22 protein-coding genes and 2 tRNA genes are annotated in these 22,840 nt (G+C 65.4%); 10 read left to right on the top strand and 14 right to left on the bottom strand.

Translation table 11 applies throughout. The features are described from left to right. Positions 1-269: 269 nt before the first annotated feature. Genes QH195_RS03795 through QH195_RS03785 form a run of 3 tightly spaced genes read right to left on the bottom strand, consistent with a single transcriptional unit; the run spans position 270 to position 1,980 of the window. Positions 270-713: a DUF6640 family protein gene (locus QH195_RS03795; protein ID WP_280434322.1), complete on the bottom strand. Its 444-nt coding sequence runs from the start codon at positions 711-713 to the stop codon at positions 270-272. Continuing rightward, positions 710-1,837: an FAD-dependent monooxygenase gene (locus QH195_RS03790; RefSeq protein ID WP_280434321.1), complete on the bottom strand. Its 1,128-nt coding sequence runs from the start codon at positions 1,835-1,837 to the stop codon at positions 710-712. The genes QH195_RS03795 and QH195_RS03790 overlap by 4 nt, the downstream gene beginning before the upstream one ends. After that, a complete protein-coding gene (locus QH195_RS03785; RefSeq protein ID WP_280421299.1) occupies positions 1,834-1,980 on the bottom strand; it encodes a hypothetical protein in 147 nt (48 codons plus the stop codon). The genes QH195_RS03790 and QH195_RS03785 overlap by 4 nt, the downstream gene beginning before the upstream one ends. Before the next feature lie 88 nt (positions 1,981-2,068). Here QH195_RS03785 and QH195_RS03780 point away from each other — a divergent pair, with 88 nt between their 5' ends. Further along, positions 2,069-2,794, top strand: coding sequence for a TetR/AcrR family transcriptional regulator (locus QH195_RS03780; protein WP_280434320.1), 726 nt, complete (start codon positions 2,069-2,071; stop codon positions 2,792-2,794). A gap of 172 nt (positions 2,795-2,966) precedes the next feature. After that, positions 2,967-4,337, top strand: coding sequence for an MFS transporter (locus tag QH195_RS03775; protein ID WP_280421297.1), 1,371 nt, complete (start codon positions 2,967-2,969; stop codon positions 4,335-4,337). A gap of 68 nt (positions 4,338-4,405) precedes the next feature. On the opposite strand, the gene QH195_RS03770 is transcribed toward QH195_RS03775, so the two are convergent. The 4 genes from QH195_RS03770 to QH195_RS03755 form a co-directional block, all read right to left on the bottom strand. Beyond that, positions 4,406-4,987 carry a TetR/AcrR family transcriptional regulator gene (locus QH195_RS03770; protein ID WP_280421296.1) on the bottom strand — a complete coding sequence of 194 codons (582 nt, stop codon included), beginning with the start codon at positions 4,985-4,987 and terminating at the stop codon, positions 4,406-4,408. A gap of 4 nt (positions 4,988-4,991) precedes the next feature. Further along, entirely contained in the window at positions 4,992-7,202 is a 2,211-nt protein-coding gene (locus tag QH195_RS03765) for an MMPL family transporter (RefSeq protein ID WP_280434319.1), read from the bottom strand. A gap of 214 nt (positions 7,203-7,416) precedes the next feature. Continuing rightward, on the bottom strand, positions 7,417-7,611 hold the full coding sequence (locus QH195_RS03760; RefSeq protein ID WP_280434318.1) for a hypothetical protein: 195 nt from the start codon (positions 7,609-7,611) through the stop codon (positions 7,417-7,419). Continuing rightward, the gene (locus QH195_RS03755; RefSeq protein WP_280434317.1) at positions 7,608-7,946 is read right to left on the bottom strand and encodes a hypothetical protein; all 339 of its coding nucleotides are present in this window, start codon (positions 7,944-7,946) and stop codon (positions 7,608-7,610) included. The genes QH195_RS03760 and QH195_RS03755 overlap by 4 nt, the downstream gene beginning before the upstream one ends. 123 nt (positions 7,947-8,069) lie before the next feature. On the opposite strand from QH195_RS03755, the gene QH195_RS03750 reads away from it, so the two are divergent. The 4 genes from QH195_RS03750 to QH195_RS03735 all read left to right on the top strand — a co-directional run bounded on the left by QH195_RS03750 (position 8,070) and on the right by QH195_RS03735 (position 12,707). Then, the gene (locus QH195_RS03750; protein ID WP_280434316.1) at positions 8,070-9,257 is read left to right on the top strand and encodes a helix-turn-helix domain-containing protein; all 1,188 of its coding nucleotides are present in this window, start codon (positions 8,070-8,072) and stop codon (positions 9,255-9,257) included. A 591-nt stretch (positions 9,258-9,848) separates the two neighbouring features. Next, positions 9,849-10,610, top strand: coding sequence for a TIGR04255 family protein (locus QH195_RS03745; protein ID WP_280434315.1), 762 nt, complete (start codon positions 9,849-9,851; stop codon positions 10,608-10,610). 386 nt (positions 10,611-10,996) lie between these two features. After that, complete coding sequence (locus tag QH195_RS03740) at positions 10,997-11,521, top strand: hypothetical protein (protein ID WP_280434314.1); 525 nt, start codon at positions 10,997-10,999, stop codon at positions 11,519-11,521. 934 nt (positions 11,522-12,455) lie between these two features. Beyond that, complete coding sequence (locus QH195_RS03735) at positions 12,456-12,707, top strand: hypothetical protein (protein WP_280434313.1); 252 nt, start codon at positions 12,456-12,458, stop codon at positions 12,705-12,707. 454 nt (positions 12,708-13,161) lie between these two features. Here the strand turns inward: QH195_RS03735 and QH195_RS03730 are convergent, their stop codons facing one another. From QH195_RS03730 to QH195_RS03710, 5 genes are all read right to left on the bottom strand, one after another. Then, positions 13,162-13,461 (bottom strand): helix-turn-helix domain-containing protein, encoded by a 300-nt coding sequence (locus QH195_RS03730; RefSeq protein WP_280434312.1) that lies wholly within the window; start codon positions 13,459-13,461, stop codon positions 13,162-13,164. Further along, positions 13,442-13,813 (bottom strand): type II toxin-antitoxin system RelE/ParE family toxin, encoded by a 372-nt coding sequence (locus QH195_RS03725; protein WP_280434311.1) that lies wholly within the window; start codon positions 13,811-13,813, stop codon positions 13,442-13,444. The genes QH195_RS03730 and QH195_RS03725 overlap by 20 nt, the downstream gene beginning before the upstream one ends. Before the next feature lie 447 nt (positions 13,814-14,260). After that, positions 14,261-14,333 (bottom strand) — tRNA-Arg (locus QH195_RS03720). A 37-nt stretch (positions 14,334-14,370) separates the two neighbouring features. Continuing rightward, positions 14,371-14,460 (bottom strand) — tRNA-Ser (locus QH195_RS03715). A 92-nt stretch (positions 14,461-14,552) separates the two neighbouring features. Further along, a complete protein-coding gene (locus QH195_RS03710) occupies positions 14,553-15,293 on the bottom strand; it encodes a dienelactone hydrolase family protein (protein ID WP_280425281.1) in 741 nt (246 codons plus the stop codon). A gap of 94 nt (positions 15,294-15,387) precedes the next feature. Here QH195_RS03710 and hisC point away from each other — a divergent pair, with 94 nt between their 5' ends. Further along, entirely contained in the window at positions 15,388-16,464 is a 1,077-nt protein-coding gene (gene hisC / locus QH195_RS03705) for a histidinol-phosphate transaminase (protein ID WP_280425282.1), read from the top strand. A 22-nt stretch (positions 16,465-16,486) separates the two neighbouring features. Here hisC and QH195_RS03700 read toward each other — a convergent pair whose 3' ends face one another. Next, on the bottom strand, positions 16,487-17,551 hold the full coding sequence (locus QH195_RS03700) for an alpha/beta hydrolase (protein ID WP_280425283.1): 1,065 nt from the start codon (positions 17,549-17,551) through the stop codon (positions 16,487-16,489). Between the two features lie 277 nt (positions 17,552-17,828). On the opposite strand from QH195_RS03700, the gene QH195_RS03695 reads away from it, so the two are divergent. The 3 genes from QH195_RS03695 to QH195_RS03685 all read left to right on the top strand — a co-directional run bounded on the left by QH195_RS03695 (position 17,829) and on the right by QH195_RS03685 (position 20,365). Beyond that, positions 17,829-18,962, top strand: coding sequence for a DNA cytosine methyltransferase (locus QH195_RS03695; protein ID WP_280434326.1), 1,134 nt, complete (start codon positions 17,829-17,831; stop codon positions 18,960-18,962). After that, the gene (locus QH195_RS03690) at positions 18,959-19,390 is read left to right on the top strand and encodes a very short patch repair endonuclease (RefSeq protein WP_280425284.1); all 432 of its coding nucleotides are present in this window, start codon (positions 18,959-18,961) and stop codon (positions 19,388-19,390) included. Before QH195_RS03695 ends, QH195_RS03690 begins: the two co-directional genes overlap by 4 nt. A 255-nt stretch (positions 19,391-19,645) precedes the next feature. Continuing rightward, on the top strand, positions 19,646-20,365 hold the full coding sequence (locus QH195_RS03685; protein WP_280434310.1) for a maleylpyruvate isomerase family mycothiol-dependent enzyme: 720 nt from the start codon (positions 19,646-19,648) through the stop codon (positions 20,363-20,365). A gap of 72 nt (positions 20,366-20,437) precedes the next feature. Here the strand turns inward: QH195_RS03685 and QH195_RS03680 are convergent, their stop codons facing one another. Continuing rightward, complete coding sequence (locus tag QH195_RS03680; protein WP_280434309.1) at positions 20,438-22,822, bottom strand: MMPL family transporter; 2,385 nt, start codon at positions 22,820-22,822, stop codon at positions 20,438-20,440. Between the last annotated feature and the right edge of the window lie 18 nt (positions 22,823-22,840).

Here is a 22,840-nt window from a genome sequence, read left to right as displayed (position 1 = left end):
GTAGTAGCCGGCCCAGGCGAACCTCCCACATATTGCGCGGGGGGGGGGGGGGGGGCCCGCGCCCCGCGGGCGCGCGGGGCGGTCAGCGGGGGGGGGGGGAGGGGGGGGGGGGGGGGGGGGGCCCCGCCGGGGGGGGGGCGGGCGCGGCCCCCGCCCCCCGGGGCCCCGCCCCCCCCCCCCCCCCCCCCCCCCCCCCCCCCCCCCCGCGAATCCGGCGGGGTTTCCGGGACGAACGCCGTGTTGTGGCGAGTGCCTGTACTTCTCCCGGTTCAGCCGGATCGCGTGACGGTGTTACCGGAACGGACTATCGCCGCCGCGGTGATGCCCAGGGCGGCGAGCAGGAGGACCGCGAGAAAGACCTGCCCGTGCAGTCCGAGGACGAACAGTGTCCGGTCGCGGAACTCGGGGTCGTAGGTGGCCGTCCCGGGGAACCCGAGCGCGGCGATCATCCCGAGCCACGGCGTGGAGAGGACGGCGGCCGCGCACAGCAGCCGGCCGCGGAGATTCGGTCCCCTGCGCAGCAGGGCGAGGCCGATGATGCCCAGTAGCACCGTCATCACCATGTACTGGGCATCGTGGAATTTGGCGTGTGGGGGCCAGTTGTCGTTGAACGCGTGCTGTGCGGCCAGATCGGGGACCACCAGGTCGGCCAGTACGGCGCCGGTCATGGTGATCACCGCGACCACGGCGAGCGTGATGCGGGAGTACTTCATCGGAGTGTCCTCGGGACGGGTCGGTTCGGCCATGCGTACGCGGGGGTGATGGAACGCCCGAATACGGCGCCGGGGAGGCGCGGGAGGGTGGCGTCGCGCAGGGCGGTCAGGACGGGATTGGTCCAGTGTGCGGGGGCGCCGGCCTGCCGCGAACGGCGAACCACCATCCGGGTGCGGGTTCGGCGAGCCCGGTCGTAGGCCGCGAGCCCCGCGTCGAGGCCGAGTGCGGTGACCTTCTCGACGAGGGTGGCCGCGTCTTCGAGTGCCTGGCAGGCGCCCTGACCCAAATTGGGGGTCATGGCGTGAGCGGCGTCGCCGAGCAGCGCGACCCGGCCGGTCACGAAGCTGGGTAGGGCCGGCAACTCATAGGTGTCGTGCTGTAGTACCGCGTCGTCCTCGACGGCTTCCAGGAGGGCCGGAATCGGTTCGTGCCATCGCTGGAACCGTTCGCGGAGGTCGGCGGCGCCCATCCGCGACCCGGCCGGTGCGTTCGCCATCGCATAGCAGTAGACGCGGCCGTCCGGCATCGGGACCTGGCCGAAACGTGCGCCACTTCCCCAGGTTTCCACGCTCTCTGACACAGCGCGGGACTCGGCCAGGAAACGCCAGGTGGTATAGCCCGCGTAGCGGGGCTCCGGGCGAGTGGGCCACAGCGTACTGCGGGTGATGCTGCGCAGGCCGTCCGCTCCGACGACGAGGTCGCCGGAGGTCGTCCCCGCTGTGTGCGTGACCGTACCGTCGGGGTGTACCTGCCGGACCTCGGCACCGGCGCGCAGGGTATCCGCCGGAATCGCCGTCAGTAGCATTTCGATCAGTTCGGCGCGGTGCACCGTCACCCACTGCCCGAACCGGTGTTTCAGTGCGCCGACATCGTTTCGGATAAGCCATGTCCCGTTTGCGGCGCGAATTCCCGATGGCGGGTCGACGATCCGGCCTGTCCGGCGTACATCGCCGATCCGGAGCAGGTCCAGCGCGCGTAGCCCGTTGGGCTGGATGGTCAGGCCTGCTCCGACTTCTGCGAATTCGGCGGCCCGTTCGAGTACTTCGATATCCCAGCCCTGCCGGTGGAATGCCGCGGCGGTGGCGAGTCCGCCGATACCGCCGCCGACGACAACTGCTTTCACGGCCGCCGCCCCTCGCCCGAGTCTTTCCGGGACGACGCAGTGAACGGGGCCGGGCGGCCGCGCAGGTGCGCCCTGCGCGACTGCCGCCACCACACCGCGGTCACCAGCAGCAACACCACCGGAATCCAGTACAGCACAACCATAGCTTCCCCTAGATGTGATCGGTTTACTTAATGATATTAAGCATTCATAGAGCATGTAAGATGTCAAGGACGAAAGGAGGCAGGGAGGATGACTGTGCCCGCCGGCGGCCGGAAGGCCAGGTTGCGCGCCGCGACCCTGCGCGAAATCCACCAGACCGCACGGGATCTACTGGTCGAACAGGGATCCGGGGCGGTCACGATCAACGGAGTGGCCAGGCGTATGGGCATGAGCGGCCCCGCGCTGTATCACTACTACAGCGGCCACGAGGAGCTCGTCGGCGCGGTGACCGCCACTTTCTTCGACGAGATGGCGGCCGAAATGGAGGATGCGCGCGATACGGCCGGTGATCGTCCGGTGGGTGACCGGATTCTGGCGGTGTGCCGGGCCATGCGTTTCTGGGCGGTCGGCCATCCGGCGGAATTCGGCTGGATCTTCGCCGGTCCGGTCGGCTCGGCTCAGCGGCAGCCGGAGTCGATACGGCATCGAGCCGCGCTACGGTTCGAACGGGTTCTGCTGGATCTGACCGTCGAATTGTGGGAAGAACAGCCGTTTCCCGTTCCTGCGGAACTCCCCGAATCGATACACGCCCAACTTCGGGCCTACTGCGTCACCATCGACAACCGGCTGCCGCCCGAGGCCGCCCATGTCTTCCTGTCCTGCTGGATCCGTCTGTACGGCCTGCTCTGTATGGAAGTGCTGCACCAATTGGATTTCGCGTACAGCGACCTCGAACCCGTCTACGAGGAATGCCTGCGTGATCTGTCCGGCCTGCTCGGCTTCTCGTACTCCGGTCCGGTGCCGGGTGCACGATAGCCGCGCCGGTCGCGGGCGGCGCCTTCCCGGCCGCTGATTTCGGCGGTCCGCGTATCCGGTGCGGGCCGGAAATTCCGTAGTCGGCTCCCGGACTCCTCCTCCTGCCTGCAGACTGAGCGTGCAGCGGCGCGGGCAGCACGCCGGCGCGCACTGGTGAACGGAGGAATCGCGAATGTCCGAAACCGCCACCGCCGGCCCGGCCGTCCCCGGGGAGCCGGCCGGCGAACCGAAATCCTCGCGGGCCGCGACCCGCCGCGCCGTCTGGAATACGTTGCGCGGCTCGTCCGGCAATCTCGTCGAGTGGTACGACGTCTACGTCTACACGGTGTTCGCCTCGTATTTCGAAAGCCATTTCTTCGATTCGGCGGACAAGAATTCCACCGTCTACGTGTACGCGATCTTCGCGGTTACCTTCCTCATGCGGCCGGTGGGGTCGTGGTTCTTCGGCCGCTATGCCGACCGGTACGGCCGGCGCGCGGCGCTCACCTTCAGCGTTTCCCTCATGGCGGCGTGCTCACTGGTGATCGCGCTGGTGCCCGGCCGGGAGGTGATCGGTGTGGGTGCTGCCGTGATCCTCATCCTGTGCCGGCTGGTGCAGGGGTTCGCGACCGGTGGCGAGTACGGCGCCTCGGCAACCTACATGTCCGAGGCTGCCACCCGGGAACGCCGCGGATTCTTCTCGTCCTTCCAGTACGTGACCCTCGTCGGCGGCCACGTGCTCGCCCAGCTCACCCTGCTGGTACTGCAGCTGTTCCTGGACAAACAAGAGATCTCCGATTTCGGCTGGCGAATCGCGTTCTTCATCGGCGGTGTCGCCGCAGTGGTCGTGTTCTGGCTGCGCCGCAGTATGGACGAATCGCTGAGCGCCGAGCAGCTCGAAGCCGTCCAACGGGGTGAAGACTCCGAAGCGGGATCGCTGCGGGAACTCATCCGCAACCACTGGCGTCCGCTGCTGCTGTGCTTCCTGGTGACCATGGGCGGCACGCTTGCGTTCTACGTCTACAGCGTGAACGCCCCCGCCATGATCAAGTCTGCTTTCGGCGACCGGGGTATGACGGCCACCTGGATCAACCTGACCGGGTTGATCTTCCTCATGCTCTTGCAGCCGGTCGGCGGGATGATCAGCGATAAGGTCGGCCGTAAACCCGTGCTGGTCTTCTTCGGCGTCGGCGGTGTCGCCTACACCTGGTTCCTCATCACCTACCTACAGGACGCGACATCGGTCGCGGCGACCCTACTGGTGACCGGTATCGGTTACATCATCCTCACCGGCTACACCTCCATCAACGCCATCGTCAAAGCCGAACTGTTCCCGTCACATATCCGGGCACTGGGTGTGGGGGTCGGGTATGCGCTGGCGAATTCGGCGTTCGGTGGCACCGCGCCGATGATCTATCAGGCCGCGAAGAACGGGGGCCACGTGACATTGTTCGTCGTTTACGTGACCGTCGTCGTCTTCGCGTCGCTGCTCGTGTATCTCTTCGCCTTGAAGAACAAGAGCGAGACGGCACTCGACCGCGAACAGGGCAGCGCCTTCCGGTAGCTTCCAGCGGGCGCTGTGCCACCGAAACCGCAACCCGGCACAGGGTCCCGGTTAGCGGTTCTGCTGTGTCAGAGAGGCATACCGTTCTCCAGGAACTCCAGCGCCTCGTCGACGACGACGTAGATGTCCTCGTCGTTGTCCACCGCGCGCAGATAGGCCATCACCGCCACGCCCGCGACGGCACCGGTCCAGTACCGGACCAGTGGATCATCGGGTTGCCGGCCGACACGTCGAGCGAAGGCCTCGATGAACGGCGGCATATCCGTCTCGATCTTCGTGACCACGGCCGCACGGAGCTCTGGCACGGTGGCGATGAGTTTCATCCGGATGGTTTCCAGCGCGGCCATATCGACGTCCGTGCTGTTCAGGACGCCCAGAATGGCGTTGCGTGCGGCCTGGAGCGGCGAGAGATCGGCGGGCTCGGCGAGAAACTTCTCGAGGAAGATGGGGTCCACGCGGTCGAACAGCACCGTATCCGGTTTGGTGGGGAAGTAGCGGAACAGCGTGCTCGGCGAGACCTCCGCGGCGGCCGCCACTTCCTCCAGCGTCGTATTCGCGTACCCCTGCTCCCGGTAGAGGCGCAATGCGTGATCCTGGATGGCTTCGCGCGTGCGCTTCTTCTTGAGTTCTCGCAGGCCACCGGTACTCATAGCATCATCTTGCCGAACCCTCGACGGACCGGCCAAACGAACTGGAGAGTTCCTCGGGGGAATCCGGCTCGGGTTCGCCGCGGAGGTGGCGGCCTTCGACATCCAGGTCCGGCAGTATCCGGTCCAGCCATTTCGGCAGCCACCACGCCTTGTCCCCGACCAGCGCCAGAACCGCCGGGACGATGGTCATCCGAACCACGAAGGCATCCACGGCGACCGCGGCCGCCAACGCCACTCCGATCTGCACGATATCGCTCGCGTCACCGGTGGCGAATCCGGCGAAGACGCTCACCATGATGATCGCGGCAGCGGAAACCACGCGTGCCCCGTGCCCGAAACCGGCCCGGATCGACGCGGTCGCCGATGCGCCGTGCACGTACTCCTCCCGCATCCGGGTCACCAGGAACACCTCGTAATCCATGGCCAGCCCGAACACCACACCGATGATGAAGATCGGCAGCATGCTCACCACGACATCGGTGGTGTGAATTCCCAGCCATTCCAGCCAGCCCCATTGGAAAGCGGCCACCATGACGCCGAAGGTCGCGCCCAGGCTGAGCAGGAAACCCAGGGTCGCCTTGAGGGGCACGACGATCGAGCGGAACACGGTCATCAGCAGGACGAACGACAGGCCGACGACGACCAGGAGGTAGGTCCACAGCGCATCGGCCATGCGGTCACTGAAATCGATGATGATGGCCGCGGTTCCGGTGACGGCGATCCGGGCGCCGAACTGCTCGACAGTGTCCGCGACGGTGCCGCGCAGCAGTTGCACCAGCTGCTCGGTCTCCTCGCTGTCCGGGCCGCCCGGCGGGATGACGCCGATGATCGCCGTATCCCCGGCCGGGTTCAGTTCCGGTGGCGCGGCCAGGACGACCCCTTCGGTCCCGGCCAATTCCGTATGGACCCGCCGTGCGGTCTCGGTGGGATGTGACGCGCCGGCCAAGTCCACGACGACCAGCAGCGGTCCGTTGAATCCCGGGCCGAAACCCGCGGATACAGCGTCGTAGGCCTGGCGCTGGGTGGTGTGTTCCGGGTAGGTCCCCTGGTCCGGTATGCCGAGTCGCAGGTCCAGCGCGGGCAGGGTCAGGATGCCGAGACCCAGCAGTGCGACGACGAGGGTCGTCACGGGCCGCCGCGTGGTCAGCGCCGCCCAGCGCGGTGCCAGGGCCCGGCCGGACCCGGCCGCCTGGGTGGACGGCTCGCGCCGCCCGCGCCGCAGTACCCGGCGTCCCGCGAATCCGAGGAGTGCCGGCAGCAGCGTGATCGCCACCAGTACGGCGACTGCCACGGTCACGGCCGCGGCGAGACCCATTTCGGTGAGCAACCCGATACCGACCACGCTCAGTCCGGCGAGCGCGATCACCACGGTCATCCCGGCGAAGAGCACAGCGGATCCGGCTGTGGCGACCGCCCGGCCGATGGCGTCCGCGGGGTCGGGATCCCGGGACAGTTCGTGGGTGTAGCGGGAGACGATGAACAACGCGTAGTCGATACCGACGGCGAGCCCGAGCATGAGCGCCAGGATCGGGGTGGTGACACCGAGATCCATGAACGCCGTGGCCGTGAGAATGCCGAGGAGGCCGACCAGCACGCCGGTGATCCCGGCGATCAACGACATTCCCGCGGCGACCAGCGAACCGAGGGTTATCACGAGTACGACGGCGGCTACGAGCAGGCCGAGGAGCTCTTTGCTCACATCCGGCATCAGCTCCATCACATCCCCGCCCACCGCCGTGCGCAGATCGGCCGAACTGCTCCGTTCGACCAGGTCCATCAGCTCCTGACGGCTCGAATCACGCACTGTTTCGAAGGAGACCGCGTAGGTCACCTCGGCAACGGCGATCCGCTGGTCCGCCGAGATCAGCCCGTTTTCGAAGGGCCCGGTTACGGCGGCGACCTCTGACGCCCCGGCGGCCGCCTGCACCACCTCGTCGATCTTGGTGCGCTTCGCGAGGTCGGTCACCGTACCGGTTTCGGCGATAAACACGATCTGCGCCGACCCGCCGTCGAGGGGCAGCTCGGCGAACCGTTCCGCGAGCAGATCGAACGCTTCCTGGGATTGCGTACCGGGCAGGTTGAAGGTCGTCGCGGCTGGTGCCGCCAGGGTCGCGGCACCGACACCTAGAACGGCAACGAGGAGAACCCAGGACAGGAGAACGAGTCGTCGGGCGCGAAAACTGAACCGCCCGATCCGATAGAGCAGGGCCGACATGACAGCCTCTCTTTATTGGAAGTCACTGTTTTTTGAGAGTAACTTCCACTTTGTTCGAGGGCAAGACCGTCAGTGTGTTCGCCGCGAATCGTCGGGCGGTCTGGCTGCTGCCTGGGCGCGATTGCAGCGACATCACGATCGAGTGCCCTCGATCTCGCAACATGAAGGAGTGCGGTGACGAGGTGAAACCGCGTGGCACATGGCCCCCCGCAGGTCATTCCACAATGCGATGTGGGCCGCCATCAGCCGCGTCCGGCAGGTCGGCGTCCCTTGTCGGTGCATCCAGCTCGGCCCGCTCGGCAAGCACTTCGTCGTAGGGTTGCTCGATCGGCCACCCGTCGCGGCCGAGGCGGTAGCAGCGACCGTCGTTCGTGACCACGATGCCCGCATACCAATCATCTCCGGTCATGGGCGGGCCTCGGCCGCGTAGTCGCTGGCCATTCGATAACGCGGGCAGTTGTGTTCGGCATGGGCTGCCATCACCTGGTGGGCGTGGGCGTATCCGCGGATCGAATCCTCGGATCGGCAGGATGCAGGCCGATCGAGAGTTCGGAGTCCCGCAGCGATGCGTTCCATCAACGCTCTGTTCCGGTTGTGCCAGACCTGGAGTGTGGTGGCCATTGCCTGGTTGTGCGGCACTCGCTGGGGCAGTGCGTGGATCTCTTTCATGGAGACCTCGTTGTGTTGTGGGTGTCCGGTTTGCGTGTGGTCCAGCTCCGCGGCCGAACTCGGAGATGCCGGCATGCGGGCGATAGTCGAAAAGTACGACCGCCCATGCCAAGTGGACTAACACGCCTTGTGTCACCTTCAAGAGGATTTCTCTGTACCCTGGGGCCAGCAGGGGTTGCGCGACACAGGACCGGAGCGATGGAAACCAGCATCGGTGAGCGGATCAAGAAATTCCGCGGCAAGGCAATGACCCAGGCGAAGTTGGCCGACCAGGCCGAAGTTCATGTTTCCCTGATACGGCAACTGGAACAGGGAAAACGCAAGGGTGCCAGCATCGCAAGCCTGCACAAGATTGCGAAGGCGCTGGACGTGGACATAGCCGATCTCGTCGGCAAGCGGTACGGCATACCCTCCGATGACCCGGACGCCGGCGTTGTAGCGATCCGCAGGGCACTGAATTCTGTGGACGACCTGCTCGACGAAGCTGTCGAGACATCCCCTGTCACGGTCGGTGAAGCGAGGCGCGCCGTGGACTACGCGTGGGGTGCGTACTGGAACGGTCGTTACGAGACTCTGGCCAAGATCCTTCCGCCCGGCCTGACACAGCTCCGGGCTACCGCGCATGCGGCGCAGAACGGCGATATCGCACCCGCACATGAACTGTTGGCGCGAATGTACTGGGTGACCGGATGCACGCTTGTCCACCTGGGTCAGGCCGACCCGGCGTTCACTGCCATCCGGTCAGCGCTGAGTGCGGCCGAGCGCGGCAACGATCCGTTGTTGGCTGCCGCTCTTCGCGGGTCGGTGTCGTGGCAGCTATTGGTACAGGGCCGCTACGAAGAGGCTCACAAGGTCGCGTTGAAGGCGGCGGCACGCATAGAGCCGGTCGGTGATCCTTCAACCGCTGACCTGGCGGTATACGGCTCGCTGGTTCTGCAGGGCGCTACCGCGGCCGGCCGGAGCCAGCGTGTTGGTGAGGCTTTGGATCTGGCGCACGCAGCGAACGAGGTGGCCGACCGTATCGGTGTGGACACCAAGGATTACGAGTGCAACTTCGGTCCGTCGCAGGTGGTCATGCAGTCTGTCGATATCAACGTCTCGACCGAGCGGTATCCGGAGGCTTTGAAGGCGGCGAAGGTGATGCCGAACCACGGCGCCGGGCTCACACAGGTAAGCCAGGCCCGGCACCTCCTGGATCAAGCTGCTGCGCTGAACCGGATCGGACAGCATCAGAAGGCTTTGGACATGCTGCTCACCGCTGAGCGGGTGGGTGGATCGGAGTGGACGCAGTATCAGTCCCTGCTGAAACAGGTGGTTGCCGAACTGCTGGAGAAGGAGCGCCCGACAGCGCTTCGGGGACTCGCTCAGCGCGTGGGTGTCCGGTAGATCGGTCGGAGGCGGGCCCGGCCGAACGAGTCGGCCGGGCTTTTCATGCTCGGGCAAGAGAGCCTCGACGCGGCGCCTTCCCTGTCGTCTGACCATCACCTTTGACAGCACAGTCGAGGCTCAATCGCAGCTCGGCACAGATCGCAAGGAGATTGATGCGCCCAAGGCGTTTCGAACTCCGAACCTTCTGATCCATTCGGGCGTCCGCGGCTGTCTGCCCGCATCTGTCACTGTCCTTGTGTCGTAACAGTTTTCGCAGCATCCGTCCGGCTGGCGTCCGTTTCGATCCGGGTTTGTATGCAGCCGTTTGTGCGGTGAAAGTAAAGGTTCATCGAGTCGCGTCCTACCTAACGTTGCTGGGTGGCGGCGTGCGCACGTAGAAGAGCAAGGATGGCGTAGCCGCCACGTAGCGATCCCCGATCCCGGAGCGCGCGGACACGCTTGAGGCTGCTCGTCGTAGGCCACGCAGTCGAAGGAACCCTGCCGGTGAGGCGGATTCACCTCTACAGTGGTCTTCTAAGCACGACCAAGAGTTGGAACTGCAGCCTGCAAGTGCCTCCAGCCGTCGTCAGCATGGAAGGATTTCGCAGCGTGTCAGACTTGCAGCCGCGCCGAGAATACTCGTCGCCGCCAGTAGTAGAGGCGATCTGTCAGTTGACTTTTGATAGCCCAGTCGAGTGGTCGATCGCCACGCCAGGTCTATTATTTGCGGCAGTTTCTAAGCACTATCCGGCATCTCCCAAGGCTCAGCGTCAATTGGCAACAACCATGGGTCCAGCCGCTGATACTGATGGCGGAACAGAACTAAAGTTCGGCCAGATTGCCGAACGCTTCATATACGAGACGGCCGACCAGAGTCGGAGGCTGGTAGCATCTCCGGAGTCTGTTAGCGTTAACGCGCTTCCGCCTTATGAGCAGTGGCCAAGCCTCAAGGAACGCTTCGAGCATGCAATTGAGATATTTACAGAAACAGTCGGGGTATTTGAAGCATCGAAACTTAGTTTGCGCTATATAAACCGTATCGAAATTCCGTCTCGCGCACTAAAGACGGAAGACTACTTCAACATCAGTGTTGTTGCTACCCATCAGCCGGAAGCCTGGTTGACCAACTTTGCTCTCAGATCCGAGTCTGTGAATCCTGAAAACAATGTGCGGACTACATATACATTCGCCACTCAAAACGAGCCTGGCGACTGTAGTCCTTTCATTTTGGACATCGAGGTAACTGCTCATGTGGAGCCTAACGTAACAGTCGACAAGATGTTGACGATAATTGACGAGCTGCACAGTATAGAAAACAACGAGTTCGAGTCGAGTATTACCGACCAGACCAGAGAGCTGTTCATAAAATGAGAACTACTCTGAACCCCGACTTCTTCAGCGATCACGATACCCAGCCGCTAACGGCTGGCTCGGGTTATTTCTTGGATTTGCCACAGTGCTTACCCACTGCGGACGTAGTTCTCGGCATCCATCGAACGATCGCCCCTAGTCAACACCTTGCCTCAATGGAGGCAATTGACCTGGTGTTGGGCAACGTTCTCGCTCGACTGAACGAAGCGATCGCTTCAGAGGAGGAGGTCCACGACTGGGTGACTGAGACCTTGACGGACGACAATGCGGAGTATAAACCTCCGAGGAGAACGTACCTCGATCTTTCGGTTTCGGTGACAACTGACACACCTCGTAGGAAACGTCACTATACAGATGAAGATCATCAGGTGTGGAGCTAATACGGGATGATGGGCAGCTCATACAACGATTGGTATGAAACCCTAACTTCCCTTTCTCAGGGAGCAATTTTGCGCGATACGCGTATCTTTGAGGAGAAGGAGGAGTCAACTGCTGGGGCCCCTGTGTTAGGCGCTGCCGAAATAGATGCAATTGTGTTAACTCAAACGTGCGATATTGCTAAACCTGCTCAAATACGTTTACTTGTGGCGGAAGTCCAGGAATATTCAATGATCGCCTCCGAGCGGAAAGGGAATTTCGTATCGAGAGATTATCGCAAGAGTCTTATTCAGAATAGTGCGATCGCAGAGTTCTTGATTCCTCCATGTAGTGATTCTGGATTGGATTGGGCGATTGTTAACTTTCGAGAACTGCACACCGTGGATGCCGAGAAGGTCTGCGCTGGCCGGTCCCAATTCATAGGATTAGCGAGTCCGTATCGGGAACATATGTCTCAGGCATTTGGGCGTTTCATGATGCGTGTTGGGCTTCCGGCGACACTCCATGAATTTGAGAAATTCAAGTTGAGCTGAGTCTGGCTGAATTAGATAAAGGCGCGGTACTAAAGCTCGTGGAGTGACGGGTTGGGGCGGCGGTGGGCAGTCCTTCCGGTGTGCGATGAGCAGAACGGCTAGCCGTCGCGTGCGCGAGTGCTTCTGCTGCCAAGGAAGCCTGGTAGGCCCGGATTTACTGAGTAATATCTCCGGCAGCTGGCGCCTGCGTTCCAGCGAACTGTTCGTCATAGGTTCGGGCGCGTTCGGGGAGTTGTGCCACTTTGGTGTGGCTGAACCTGCAGGCAGGGGTGAATGTGGACTCGGTGTCTATTCGAGTGGTTGGGCTCAGCTGGCCGTGTTGGAAGTGTCGTATATGGACCTTGTGCGTCATCGGTCCTTGTCGTGAGGGGGATCGAGAAATCCTGACCGGAGACGCCGCGCTCGAACTCGCCCGGTCGGTGCTTGCTCAGAACGGGCGTGAAGACGTAGCTGGCTTGCTGGTGCAGCACCATTCACGGTCGGGCGAATCCGTGGGAATCGCTTCGGACTGCGGAGCGTGTGGCGCATTGCAGGGGAGCTTCCACGTACGGAATGAGGCCCTGGCTCGACTGGGTGCCGGCGGTGGGCTGGCCGGCCTTGAACTGATCGCCGAAGGTTCATGCCCGCGGTCGGAATGGGAAAGTGTCTCGGATGACTTCCTGGGCGGCTCGCTGTCGTTCTAAATTGTTCGGCAAGCGTGTACCACTGCCTCTGCGGGGTGGTGGTTTGCGCCACCGGGGCTGGCATCCTACCTGCCCCATAGGGCCTGGTCTTTCCCGCCGTAGAGGCTCCAGGGTCAAGGGTGGCGATAGCCCCATCAGCGAAGCTGACGCGCAGCGCCCTTGACGGTGGAGGGGCGCGGGAACACAATGCAGGCCACCAGTCGGCAGGGGCAAGCGGCCGAAGGTCGCTTCATATGCGTACGATTCGCCCAGTGTCCACAAACGCCACCTGGATCATTCGTGAGATCACGACAGTGAAGCACTTGCGGGGTTTGCTCGAAGGGCTCGAATCGCACGGAGTCAGGCTTGATTACGAGTCGGTGCGGATCATGTCATTGCGGCCAGATTCAGACTCGGGAATTGAGCTGCCGGGCGAGATGTTCCCCGATGGCCAGAGCGTGGTGCTGACGTATGACACGCTGCCACCTGAGGGAATCCTCCTCGTCACGGAAGACGCAGGCTAGCCAATCGGAACCACGGCCAGTTGACCGGGCAGAACGCAGCGGATTCGTGCTCGACTGCGGGAGGTAAGCCGGGTACGGCACTCGTCGTGCCCACACTTCTCCGTTATCGAGTATCAGCCATCTCGGATCTGGCGTTGACGGCGTAGCGTGCGGCCGACGCACCGGCGCGCCGGGCGGTGAGGTACGAGCAAGGCCGCTGCGCGCCGTAGTGCGGCGGGGGGGGGCCGCCCCCCGGGCGGGGGGGGGGGGGTGGCCCCCACCGGGGGGGGGGGGGGGTTTGGGGGGGGGCCGGCGCGCAGCGCCGGCGCCCTTGATTCTGTATGGCGAAATCCGGCAACTACTTGTAGAAGGTGTCGACGTGCACCGATCGACGCCGATCCGGGTGTATTGGCGCGGGCACCGCTGGTTCCATACCGATCAGAGCAAGCCGGAGGCATTCGCTGTTGGCATTGGCTTACGCGACCAGTGACACCTCGAGGCGCTGGCCGACCGCGCGGGCCAGCCGCTCGAGCATGTCGACGGTCGGCACGCGCCCGCCGCCCTCGATCTTGGCGATCGTAGGTTGCGTGGTCCCCATGCGGCGGGCGAGTTCAGTCTGAGTCAGTCCGGCACCGGTACGTGCGGCATAGAACAACTCGGCCATCCGCAGTGCCAGGCCCGCCTCCTCGTAGGCGGCTTCGTACTCGGCGCGCTCCGCATCGGTCATCTGCGCCAACCGGTCGCCGAATACCTCATCATGGCTCATCGTGTTCATCGGTCCTCCTTTTTCCCTCGTCGCCCTCCGGCTTCGCCGCCGCGCGGTGGCGCTTCAGCGCCTTGCGTGCGCGTGCGACCTCGCGGGCCTCGTTCTGCCGCTGTTTGCGGAAGGTGGTCAAGGTGATCACCTTCCGCGGCGGGTCGAATGTGTAGGTGATGCGCCGGTTGACTCCTTCCGAAGCGAATCGCAGCTCGTACAACTTCTGCCCGAGATACTTCGCGTGCGGCATGCGTAGCATCGGGCCCTCGGCGGCCAGCAGATCGAGCTTGCGCTGAGCGGCCGCCAGGTCGGTAATGCTCAAAGACCGCAGCCACATGCCCACTTCCACGGAGTACTCGATCCGCCACATACCCAGAATATATCATCGGCGGCATATTCCTGAGGGGAATAGCCGGATCTCCCGGCCAAGGGCCGTCGGTGTACGGGGGCGAACTCCGATCAGCGCAGTCCAAGCCACGGGCGCCCTCGGGTGTGGGAGTCCGATGCGGGCCACCAAGCGGCAGCACCGGCGGCAGAAAGGGAGCTAAGTGAGTGGCTCGCGGCCATGCCGGTGACATCACGGGGTTCGAGGTAGTCGGGGATGAGCTTGGAGGCTGCTGCCATGTGATCACGGTTCTGGGTATCGGCGACGTCGAGTGACGCCGTTCTGAGCTGATAGTTAGCCGCTGGCGCCCTGGCTGGTACCCCCGGGGTGGCCGGGGCTCGTTTGTACGGGCAAAGTACGAGATTCCGGCTTCTTCATCGAGACCACGAAACAGCCCCCGATCCGCTTTCGCGGGTCGGGGGCTGTTGTCTGTGCGCCCGAAGGGATTCGAACCCCTAACCTTCTGATCCGTAGTCAGATGCTCTATCCGTTGAGCTACGGGCGCATACGCGATATTCAGTTGTCACCCGGTGAACCGGGTGTGGCGGAGGCGAGAGGATTTGAACCTCCGGTCCCCGTGAAGGGACAACTCATTAGCAGTGAGTCCCATTCGGCCGCTCTGGCACGCCTCCTGGAGCCTTCTCTTCGAGGGCACCGGTCCTTTCGAACCGCCGAGCAGAAAGGCTACCCGAGCTTGGTGCGAAACTGCAAAACGGCTGGTTGATCAGCGTAGGTGGCTGTCGAACCAGTCGAAAATGCGGGTTTGCGAGTCGATGAGTTCGTCGGCGTCGTCCTCGTCGTCGCCGGGTTTGTCGGCGCGGTGCAGCAGGCCCGGATAGGTCACCACCAGACTCGCGACCGCGGCGCGGGCGGTCGCGTCGCGCAGTTGCTCTATCTCGTCGGGGGGAGTGGCCGATTCCGCGCCGAACAGGCCCAGCCACGGGGCCTGTAGCCGCGGGGCGGCGGTGACGAGAGCTTCGGCCTGTTCGGTCAGGGGGGCGGTGATACCGCGGGCGGCCACGCTGATCGCGGCGCCGATCGGCCGGTTGGTCGCCACCAGGAAAGCCGCGGTGCCGGCGGTATCGAAACCGAGGGCGCCGATGCAATCGGGGAAAACCCCGCGCTGGGTGAGCCAATCGAAGCAGGCATCGAAATCCTCGAACAGTTCGTCGCCGTAGACCCCGGCAGAGGAGGCGGTGGCCCGATGGAAGAGGTTGGGTGCGACCACCAGCCAGCCTTCACCGGCGAGGGCGCGCATGAGCTCCAGCAACGATCCGGTGAACTCGCGGGATTCGTGGAGCAGCACGATCCCGCCGCGGGCGTACCCCTCCGGTTCGATCACCGTGATGGGTACGTGTTCGTCGGTTGCGGGCCTGGTAGCGGCCGCTGTCGGCTCCTGATCGGGTCCGGTGGTCTCCGGCTCGTGGCGCCGCAGGGGCGCGATATCGTCATAAGTGCCCGACATGTTCCCAGCGTAGGGCGATATCTGCGGAGCGGGAAGAACTGGCAGGTGAACAGCCCGAACGTGGCGCGATCGAGATCGGAACTAAGCTCGATACGTGACCGCGCACATCCGGCCGGACCTCGATTCCATTCCGGCGTACGTTCCCGGCCGCAGCCATCCCGGCGCGGTCAAACTGGCGAGCAACGAAACGACCATCGGTCCGCTGCCCGCCGCGAGCAAAGCCGTCGCCGAGGCGGTGGAGCTGGCCAACCGCTATCCGGACAATCAGTCCGGCGAACTACGAGCAGCGCTCGCGGACTTTCTCGGCGTCACGCCGGCCAATATCGCGGTCGGCTGCGGGAGTGTGGCGCTGTGCCAGGAGCTGGTACAGATCACCTGCGGGGATCCGGCCGACGAGGTGCTCTTCGCGTGGCGTTCGTTCGAGGCGTATCCGATCATCACCCAGGTCGGTAACGCGACCGCGGTAACGGTGCCGCTCAGCGATCATGTGCACGATCTGGACGCGTTGGCGGCCGCGATCACCGACCGGACGCGGCTGGTGTTCGTCTGCAATCCGAACAACCCGACCGGTACTGCGGTGGGAGCGGCGGAGCTGGCCCGTTTCCTGGACCGGGTGCCGGCGGATGTGCTGGTGGCGCTGGACGAGGCGTACTACGAGTACCTGCGGCTGCCCGGGGACCACCCCGATGGTGTGGAACTGGGCCGGACACGGCCGAACGTGGTTGTGCTGCGGACCTTCTCGAAGGCGTACGGGCTGGCCGGCCTGCGGGTCGGATACGCGGTCGGCGCCCCGGACGTGATCGCCGCGCTGCTGAAGGTGCATATCCCGTTCAGCGTGAGCCGGGTGGCGCAGGCGGCGGCCATGGCCTCGCTGGAGGCCCGGCACGAACTGCTCGACCGCACCGACGCGGTGATCGCCGAACGGGAACGGATGCGCGCCGGACTGCTGGCCGCGGGCTACCGGGTACCGCCGAGCGAAGCGAATTTCGTCTGGATCGACCTGGGTGCGGTGACGACAGAGTTCGCGGAGGCGAGCGCTGAGGCGGGCGTGCTGATCCGGCCGTTCGCGGGCGAAGGGGTGCGGGTCACCGCAGGCGACCCGCACGAGAACGATCTGTTTCTGGGGTTCGCCACGTCCGCGGAGGCGGTCGCGCGTTTCACGGGCGTCTGACGGAGCCGCGGGGTCGGGTAGTTCAGCCGATACCGAGGCCGTCGGAGATGGTGGGCCAGGAGGTGATCAGTTCGTCGGCCCAGTACGGCCAGGAATGGGTGCCCTCCGGGCGGAAGTGGGCGGTGTAGTCGATCTCGAGAGTGTCGAGACGCTGGGCCAGCCGCCGGGTGCAGAAATCGGTGGCGGCTTCCAGCGGGCCGCCCATCAGCACGCTCACCGGAGTCTCGGGGTTGGTCAGCACATCGTGGACACCCGGCCGTCCGCTGCCGGCCGAGAGGTAGAGCTTCTTACCGCGCAGGGCCTCCGCGTGCAGGGTCACATCGTGGGCCAGCCAGGCCGGATCGTCGGGGGCGCCGAACATGTTCTCGGGGTTGCCTTTGAAGGTCGAGACGACCATGCGGGCCTGGGCCTGGCCGAGGTCGGTGCCGGTGGAGAAGCAGCCGCTGTGGGCGCCGACGGCGCTGTAGAGTTCGGGCTTCCGGATGGCCAGCATCATGGCACCTTCGGCGCCCATGGAAGTACCGACCACGGCATTGCGGCCGTTGCCGGCGAATTCGGCATCGAGCAGTGGCGGTAGTTCCTCGGTGAGGAATGTCTCCCATTTGTTGATGCCCAGCACCGGGTCCGGGCGTTGCCAGTCGGTGTAGAAACTGGCGGGGCCGCCCACCGTGAAGACCACGTTCACCGGTTTGTCGGCGTAGAACTGGGCGGCACCGCCGCGGTCGAGCCAGTTGTTGCTGTCGATCTGGGTGCTGCGGCCGTCGAGCATGTAGACGGTTGGGCGGGGTTTGCTGCGGTCGGCCGGCAACAGGACGAGGACCTGCACCGTGCGGTGCATGGCCGGTGAATCGACGAAAACCCGCATCAGGCGGTCGTGCACCGGTGCGACGCCCACGATGGCGGCCCGCGGCGCCCGGACCGCTTCCGGATGTTCGACCGGCCCGGGGTCCTCCGCGGAGCCGGTGCCGGGTTGAGCGGGCGCGGTGTGCAGCCCGTCAGGGTCTGCCTGCGCGGCGCCGGGCGCGACAGCGCCGCACAGGGCGACGGCGCCCGATACGACGGTGGCCAGGCCGACGCGATACCTCATGGCGCCCATCCTGCCAGACCGGATGGTGTGACCCGGGTATCGGAAGCAGCTGCGATATACGCTCTGACCAGCACTTTCGATGGTATTGCCGCCGAATGGATCTCGGGTGGTGATGATCGACTCGCGGACGCGGGCCGTATCGTTCGCACCGGTCACCGGCATTCCGCCGGCCGATGTGCCGGTGCTCACCGGACCCGGCGGACCCGCCCGGCGCGCGGAGTAATCTCGCTTCGGGAGCCGGACCGGATGGAGAGAGGACCTCGTGACGGGCGCGCGGATGGTGGGGCTTTTCGCCGGGATCGGAGGGCTGGAGCTCGGACTGGCGGCGCACGGCTGGCACAGCACACTGCTGTGTGAGATCGATCCCGGTGCGCGGGCGGTATTGGCGGCGCGTTTTCCCGATGCCGAACTCCACACCGATATCACCCGGCTACGGGCACTGCCGCCGGGCACCGAGCTCGTGGCCGCGGGATTCCCGTGCCAGGACCTCTCTCAGGCCGGCCGCACCGCCGGGATCACCGGGACCCGTTCGAGCCTGGTCGACCATGTGTTCCGCCTGGTCCGGCGCAAGCGCGGGCCGCGCTGGTTGCTGATCGAGAATGTGCCGTTCATGCTGCAACTCGGCCGCGGCGCGGCAATGCGCCATATCACCGACGCCCTCGACGAACTCGGTTACACCTGGGCCTACCGGGTGGTGGACGCGCGGGCGTTCGGCCTGCCGCAGCGGCGCAACCGGGTACTCATGCTGGCCTCCCGGACCGAGGATCCGCGCACCGTACTGTTCGCCGACGACGCCGGTCCGCGACTGCTGGGTTGCGTCGACAGCGACCCGTGCGGTTTCTACTGGACCGAGGGTGTGCGCGGCCTGGGCTGGGTGGTCAACGCCGTACCCACACTCAAGGGCGGGTCCGGACTGGGTATTCCGAGCGCGCCGGCGGTGCGGTTGCCGTCCGGAGAGATAGTGACGCCGGGCATCACCGATGGGGAACGACTCCAGGGGTTCGCTCCCGGCTGGACCGAACCGGCGCTGGCGGTACCGGGATTCCGGCCCGGTCAGCGCTGGCGGCTGGTGGGTAATGCGGTGAGTGTGCGGATGGCGTCCTGGGTGGCCTCGCGGCTGCGGACGCCGGGCGACCCGATACCGGGACATATTCCACTACCGCCGGGAAGTCCGTGGCCGGGCGCGGCGTGGGGGCATTCCGGCCAGGTGTTCGAGGTGCCGTTGTCGCCGTGGCCGGTCCACGAACCGTATGAGGACCTGCGGTTCTTCCTCACCGACACCCGGTTGCTCTCGGCGCGGGCGACGGCCGGTTTCCTGCGCCGGACCGGAATGGGCACACTGCGTTTCCCGGCCGGTTTCCTCGACGACGTGCAGGCGCATCTGGTGCGGATGGGTGGGTCGGCGGCATGACCGGCGATCCCGCCCGCAGCAGCCACCGTCCGGCCACCGACCCCGTGACCAGCGCGCGGATGTCGCGGCAGCGGCGGGCGCATACCGCGCCGGAACTGGCACTGCGGCGTGAACTGCATCGGCGCGGTATCCGCTATTTCGTGGACCGGGCGCCGATCCGTGGTCAGCGGCGGCGGGCGGATCTGGTGTTCCCGCGGCGTCGGGTCGCGGTATATGTGGACGGCTGTTTCTGGCATCGCTGCCCGATCCATGCGACCGACCCGAAGAACAATGCGGCCTGGTGGGCGGAGAAACTGGCCGGCAATGTCGCCCGGGATCGCGCCACCGACGCGGCCCTGATCGCCGCGGGCTGGCAAGTGGTGCGGATTTGGGAACACGAGGATCCGGTGTGCGCGGCGGACCGGGTGCAGACGGCCCTGGGGCGTTGAGCGGAAGACCGGGGGCCGGAGCATCCGGACCGTGCCGCGAGCTCGGCAATGCCGGTCCGCCGGCCGGAGGCGCCGCACCGCGGCGTTACCCGATGACGACCGAGACATGATGTGCGGCCGGAACACTTACGATGCCGATCGAGCACGGTGGTGTTTTCGTCCGGGACCGGCGGCGGGGTCTCCGTGCTGCGTCCACGGAGTGCTTGCGCATGTACGAAATCTCGCGGGCCCGAGCACGGCGTTAGGGTCGGTGGCGTGCCCAGGGATTTCATCGAATCGCTCACCATACGGATGGCGGCGGTCGTCGAGGCGACCGCCGAATTGCTCGCCACCGTAGACACACTCGACGATGCGGCGCTCACCGCCGCCTCCGCGCTTCCCGGCTGGACCAGGGGTCATGTGCTCGCACATATCTCGCGAAATGCCGACAGCCTGGTCAATCTCCTGCTCTGGGCGCATACCGGAGTGGAGACGCCGCAGTACGCCAGCACTGCGTTGCGCGATGCCGATATCGAGTTGGGAGCGCCGCGCCCGCTCGCCGAACAGCGTGCCGATCTCGTGGAATCGGCCGACCGGTTGCTGGGAATGGCCCGCGTGCCGACCGCCGAGCAGTGGCAGACCGAGGTTCGCACCAGGCAGGGGCGTCCGTTGCCGGCGTACCGGGTTCCCTGGATGCGATTACAGGAGTTGCGGATTCACCATGTGGATCTGAACGCCGGCTACACCCCCGCGCAGTGGCCGGCGGATTTCGTGGCAGAGCTGCTCGCGGAGGTCGCCGCCGATCTGGGGACTCGCCCGGATACGCGGCCGTTCGAGATCCAAGCGACCGATACCGGTTTCGGTGCGACGGTCGGCACCGGCGACCCGGATCGGAAGGTCGCGGCACCGGCCGCGTCGCTGCTGGCCTGGTTGTTGGGACGCGGCGCGGACGACAACCTCCCGGCCGAGCTCCCGCAGCTGCCCGCTTGGCGCTGACCCGGCGTACCCGCCGAGCGCACAGAACCGGCCGGCACCCCGCGGGGCGCCGGCCGGTTCGTATCGCCTGGATCAGACCCCGGCGGGTTCCTCGACTGCCTTCGTCTTGGCGCGTTGCTGCAGTTCGCGCAGCTTCGTTCCTTCGACGTCGATATCCGGCAGGATCCGGTCCAGCCAGGCCGGCATCCACCAGGCCCATTTGCCCAGCAGTACCAGCAGCGACGGGATCAGCACCATCCGCACCAGGAAGGCGTCGAAGAAAACGCCCGCTGCCAGTGCGAAGCCCATGGATTTCGAGGTGATGTCGGGCGAGAGCATGAAACCGCCGAAGACCGAGATCATGATGACCGCCGCCGCGGCCACCACGCGGGCGCCGTGGTGGTATCCGTCGACCATCGCCCGTTTCGGTTCCTTGCCGTGCACGTATTCCTCGCGCATCCGGGTCACCAGGAACACCTGGTAATCCATGGCCAGGCCGAATACCAGGCCGATCAGCACGATGGGCAGGAAGCTGATGATCGGATGGGTGTCGTCGACCAGGCCGAAGGCGCCCTCCTGGAAGATCAGCACCGTGACACCGAAGGTCGCGGCCATCGAGAGCAGGAAGCCGAGCGCCGCGGTCAGCGGGACCAGGATCGACCGGAACACCAGCAGCAGCAGGATGAACGCCGCCACCGCGACGATGGCCATGTACGGGATGATGCTGTCGAGCAGGACACTGTTGACGTCGGCGTAGATGGCCGTCTGGCCGGTGATTCCGTATTCCATGCCGTACTGGTCCTTCAGCGCTGCTTCGGCATCGCGGGCATGTTCGACCAGATCCTGCGTTTCCGCACTGTTGGGCCCGGTTTCGGGTACCACCTGGAACAGTGCGGCCTGACCGTCCTTACTGGGCTGCGCGACGCTGAGGTAATCCACGCCGTCGTAGCCCGCCAGTTGATCGCGGAGTGCGGTGAGGGCGGCGTCGCGCTGGTCGGCGGGGGTTTCGGAGAGATCGACCGCGACCACGAGCGTGCCGTTCTTACCTTCACCGAAGCCTGCGGTCTGCAGTTCGTAGGCCTTACGAACCGAGGAGTCCTCCGGCATGCTGTCGCCACCGGGCAGGCCGAGGTTCAGCTGGGTGGCCGGGGCGGCCAGCGCGCCCAGCACCAGGGCGCTGAGGACCAGGGTGAGCACCGGTACCCGGGCGATGAGCCGGGCGAAACGCATCCCGTTGGTGACGGAGTGGTCGTCCTCGGGATCGTGCTGGGCGATCAGCGGCAGTTTCGGTTTGAACAGCGATTTCCCGAGCGCGCCGAGTAGGGCCGGCATCAGGGTGGTGGCCGCGAGCACGGCGAACCCGGCCGCGATCGCGCCGCCGATACCCATCATGGTGAGGAAGCCGATCCCGACCACGGACAGGCCGAGCAGCGCGACCACGACGGTCAGCCCGGCGAAAACGACGGCCGAACCGGCGGTACCCACCGCGACACCCGCGGCTTCCTCCGGAGAATCCTGGACGACGAGTTCGTGTTTGTACCGGGAGACGATGAACAGGGCGTAGTCGATGGACAGCGCCAGGCCGATCATCGATGCCAGGATCGGTGTGAAGGTCGGGACCTCGGTCAGCGAGGTGCCGGTCAGGATGAGCGCGCCCGCGCAGGCGACGCCGACGATTCCGGTGACGATGGGGACGAACGCGGCCACGATGGCGCCGAAGGCGATGATCATCACGATCAGCGCGACTCCGATGCCGATCATCTCGGCCTGCCCGGATTCGGGCTGGGTCTGCGCGATGGCGCCGCTCATCTCGACGGTGAGCCCGGCGTTGCGGCCTTCCTGGGCGATGGCCTCGGCCGCCTGCCGGTGCTCCTCGGTGACATCGGAGAAGCTCGGCATCGTGAATTTCACGTCGATCACGGCGACGGTTTCCGGCCGGTCTTCGCTGAGCACATTCAGCGGGGCGCCGCCGCACAGGGCCTTGAAGTCGGGGGAGTCGCGGCCGTCGAGGCAGTTCGGTTCCGGCATGGGCGGCGCCTGGCCGGGTTCGAGTTCGGCCGCGGCCGCGGCCTGCTCTGCCGCGGCCTCCTGGCTGGCCGGCATCATCGCGGTCGCGGTGACCGGGTTGACGACCGGTTCGCTGTGGTCGACGATATCGAGTTCGTTCAGCCGCTGGACCAGCGCGTCCACCGCCGTCATATTGGGTTCGTCGGCCAGCGTGCCGTTCGGTGCCGCGATGACATATTGACCGGTGACGGCGTCGATGCTGAACATCGAGGCCATCTGGGGCATATGTTCCTCGAGGATGGCCGTGGCCCGTTCCGAGGGCAGGCCAGGCATTTCGAAGCTGTCCTGGAACGGCTTGGCCAGCGCGCCCGCTGCCCCGCCGAGTAGCACCAGTATCAGCGCCCATACGGGCAGCACTATCCACTTCCGGCGGAAAGCGAACTTTCCCCATCTGTACAGGAATACGGACACGAGGGATTTCTCCTAGGC

Origin of the sequence: Nocardia carnea (assembly GCF_029868855.1) — a bacterium.
Lineage (GTDB): Bacteria > Actinomycetota > Actinomycetes > Mycobacteriales > Mycobacteriaceae > Nocardia > Nocardia carnea_A.
The sequence above is the reverse complement of the archived record's forward strand: the minus strand, read 5'-3'. Positions and strand labels throughout refer to the sequence as shown.

Coding starts and splice junctions, on each gene's coding strand:
- QH195_RS03760 (WP_280434318.1), bottom strand. CDS start 7,611: ATGACCGGAGATGATTGGTATGCGGGCATCGTGGTCACGAACGACGGT.
- QH195_RS03770 (WP_280421296.1), bottom strand. CDS start 4,987: ATGAGTACCGGTGGCCTGCGAGAACTCAAGAAGAAGCGCACGCGCGAA.
- QH195_RS03755 (WP_280434317.1), bottom strand. CDS start 7,946: ATGCCGGCATCTCCGAGTTCGGCCGCGGAGCTGGACCACACGCAAACC.
- QH195_RS03725 (WP_280434311.1), bottom strand. CDS start 13,813: ATGTGGCGGATCGAGTACTCCGTGGAAGTGGGCATGTGGCTGCGGTCT.
- QH195_RS03795 (WP_280434322.1), bottom strand. CDS start 713: ATGAAGTACTCCCGCATCACGCTCGCCGTGGTCGCGGTGATCACCATG.
- QH195_RS03690 (WP_280425284.1), top strand. CDS start 18,959: ATGACCGGCGATCCCGCCCGCAGCAGCCACCGTCCGGCCACCGACCCC.
- QH195_RS03750 (WP_280434316.1), top strand. CDS start 8,070: ATGGAAACCAGCATCGGTGAGCGGATCAAGAAATTCCGCGGCAAGGCA.
- QH195_RS03730 (WP_280434312.1), bottom strand. CDS start 13,461: ATGAACACGATGAGCCATGATGAGGTATTCGGCGACCGGTTGGCGCAG.
- QH195_RS03700 (WP_280425283.1), bottom strand. CDS start 17,551: ATGAGGTATCGCGTCGGCCTGGCCACCGTCGTATCGGGCGCCGTCGCC.
- QH195_RS03780 (WP_280434320.1), top strand. CDS start 2,069: ATGACTGTGCCCGCCGGCGGCCGGAAGGCCAGGTTGCGCGCCGCGACC.
- QH195_RS03740 (WP_280434314.1), top strand. CDS start 10,997: ATGATGGGCAGCTCATACAACGATTGGTATGAAACCCTAACTTCCCTT.
- QH195_RS03710 (WP_280425281.1), bottom strand. CDS start 15,293: ATGTCGGGCACTTATGACGATATCGCGCCCCTGCGGCGCCACGAGCCG.
- QH195_RS03775 (WP_280421297.1), top strand. CDS start 2,967: ATGTCCGAAACCGCCACCGCCGGCCCGGCCGTCCCCGGGGAGCCGGCC.
- QH195_RS03765 (WP_280434319.1), bottom strand. CDS start 7,202: ATGTCGGCCCTGCTCTATCGGATCGGGCGGTTCAGTTTTCGCGCCCGA.
- QH195_RS03785 (WP_280421299.1), bottom strand. CDS start 1,980: ATGGTTGTGCTGTACTGGATTCCGGTGGTGTTGCTGCTGGTGACCGCG.
- QH195_RS03695 (WP_280434326.1), top strand. CDS start 17,829: ATGGTGGGGCTTTTCGCCGGGATCGGAGGGCTGGAGCTCGGACTGGCG.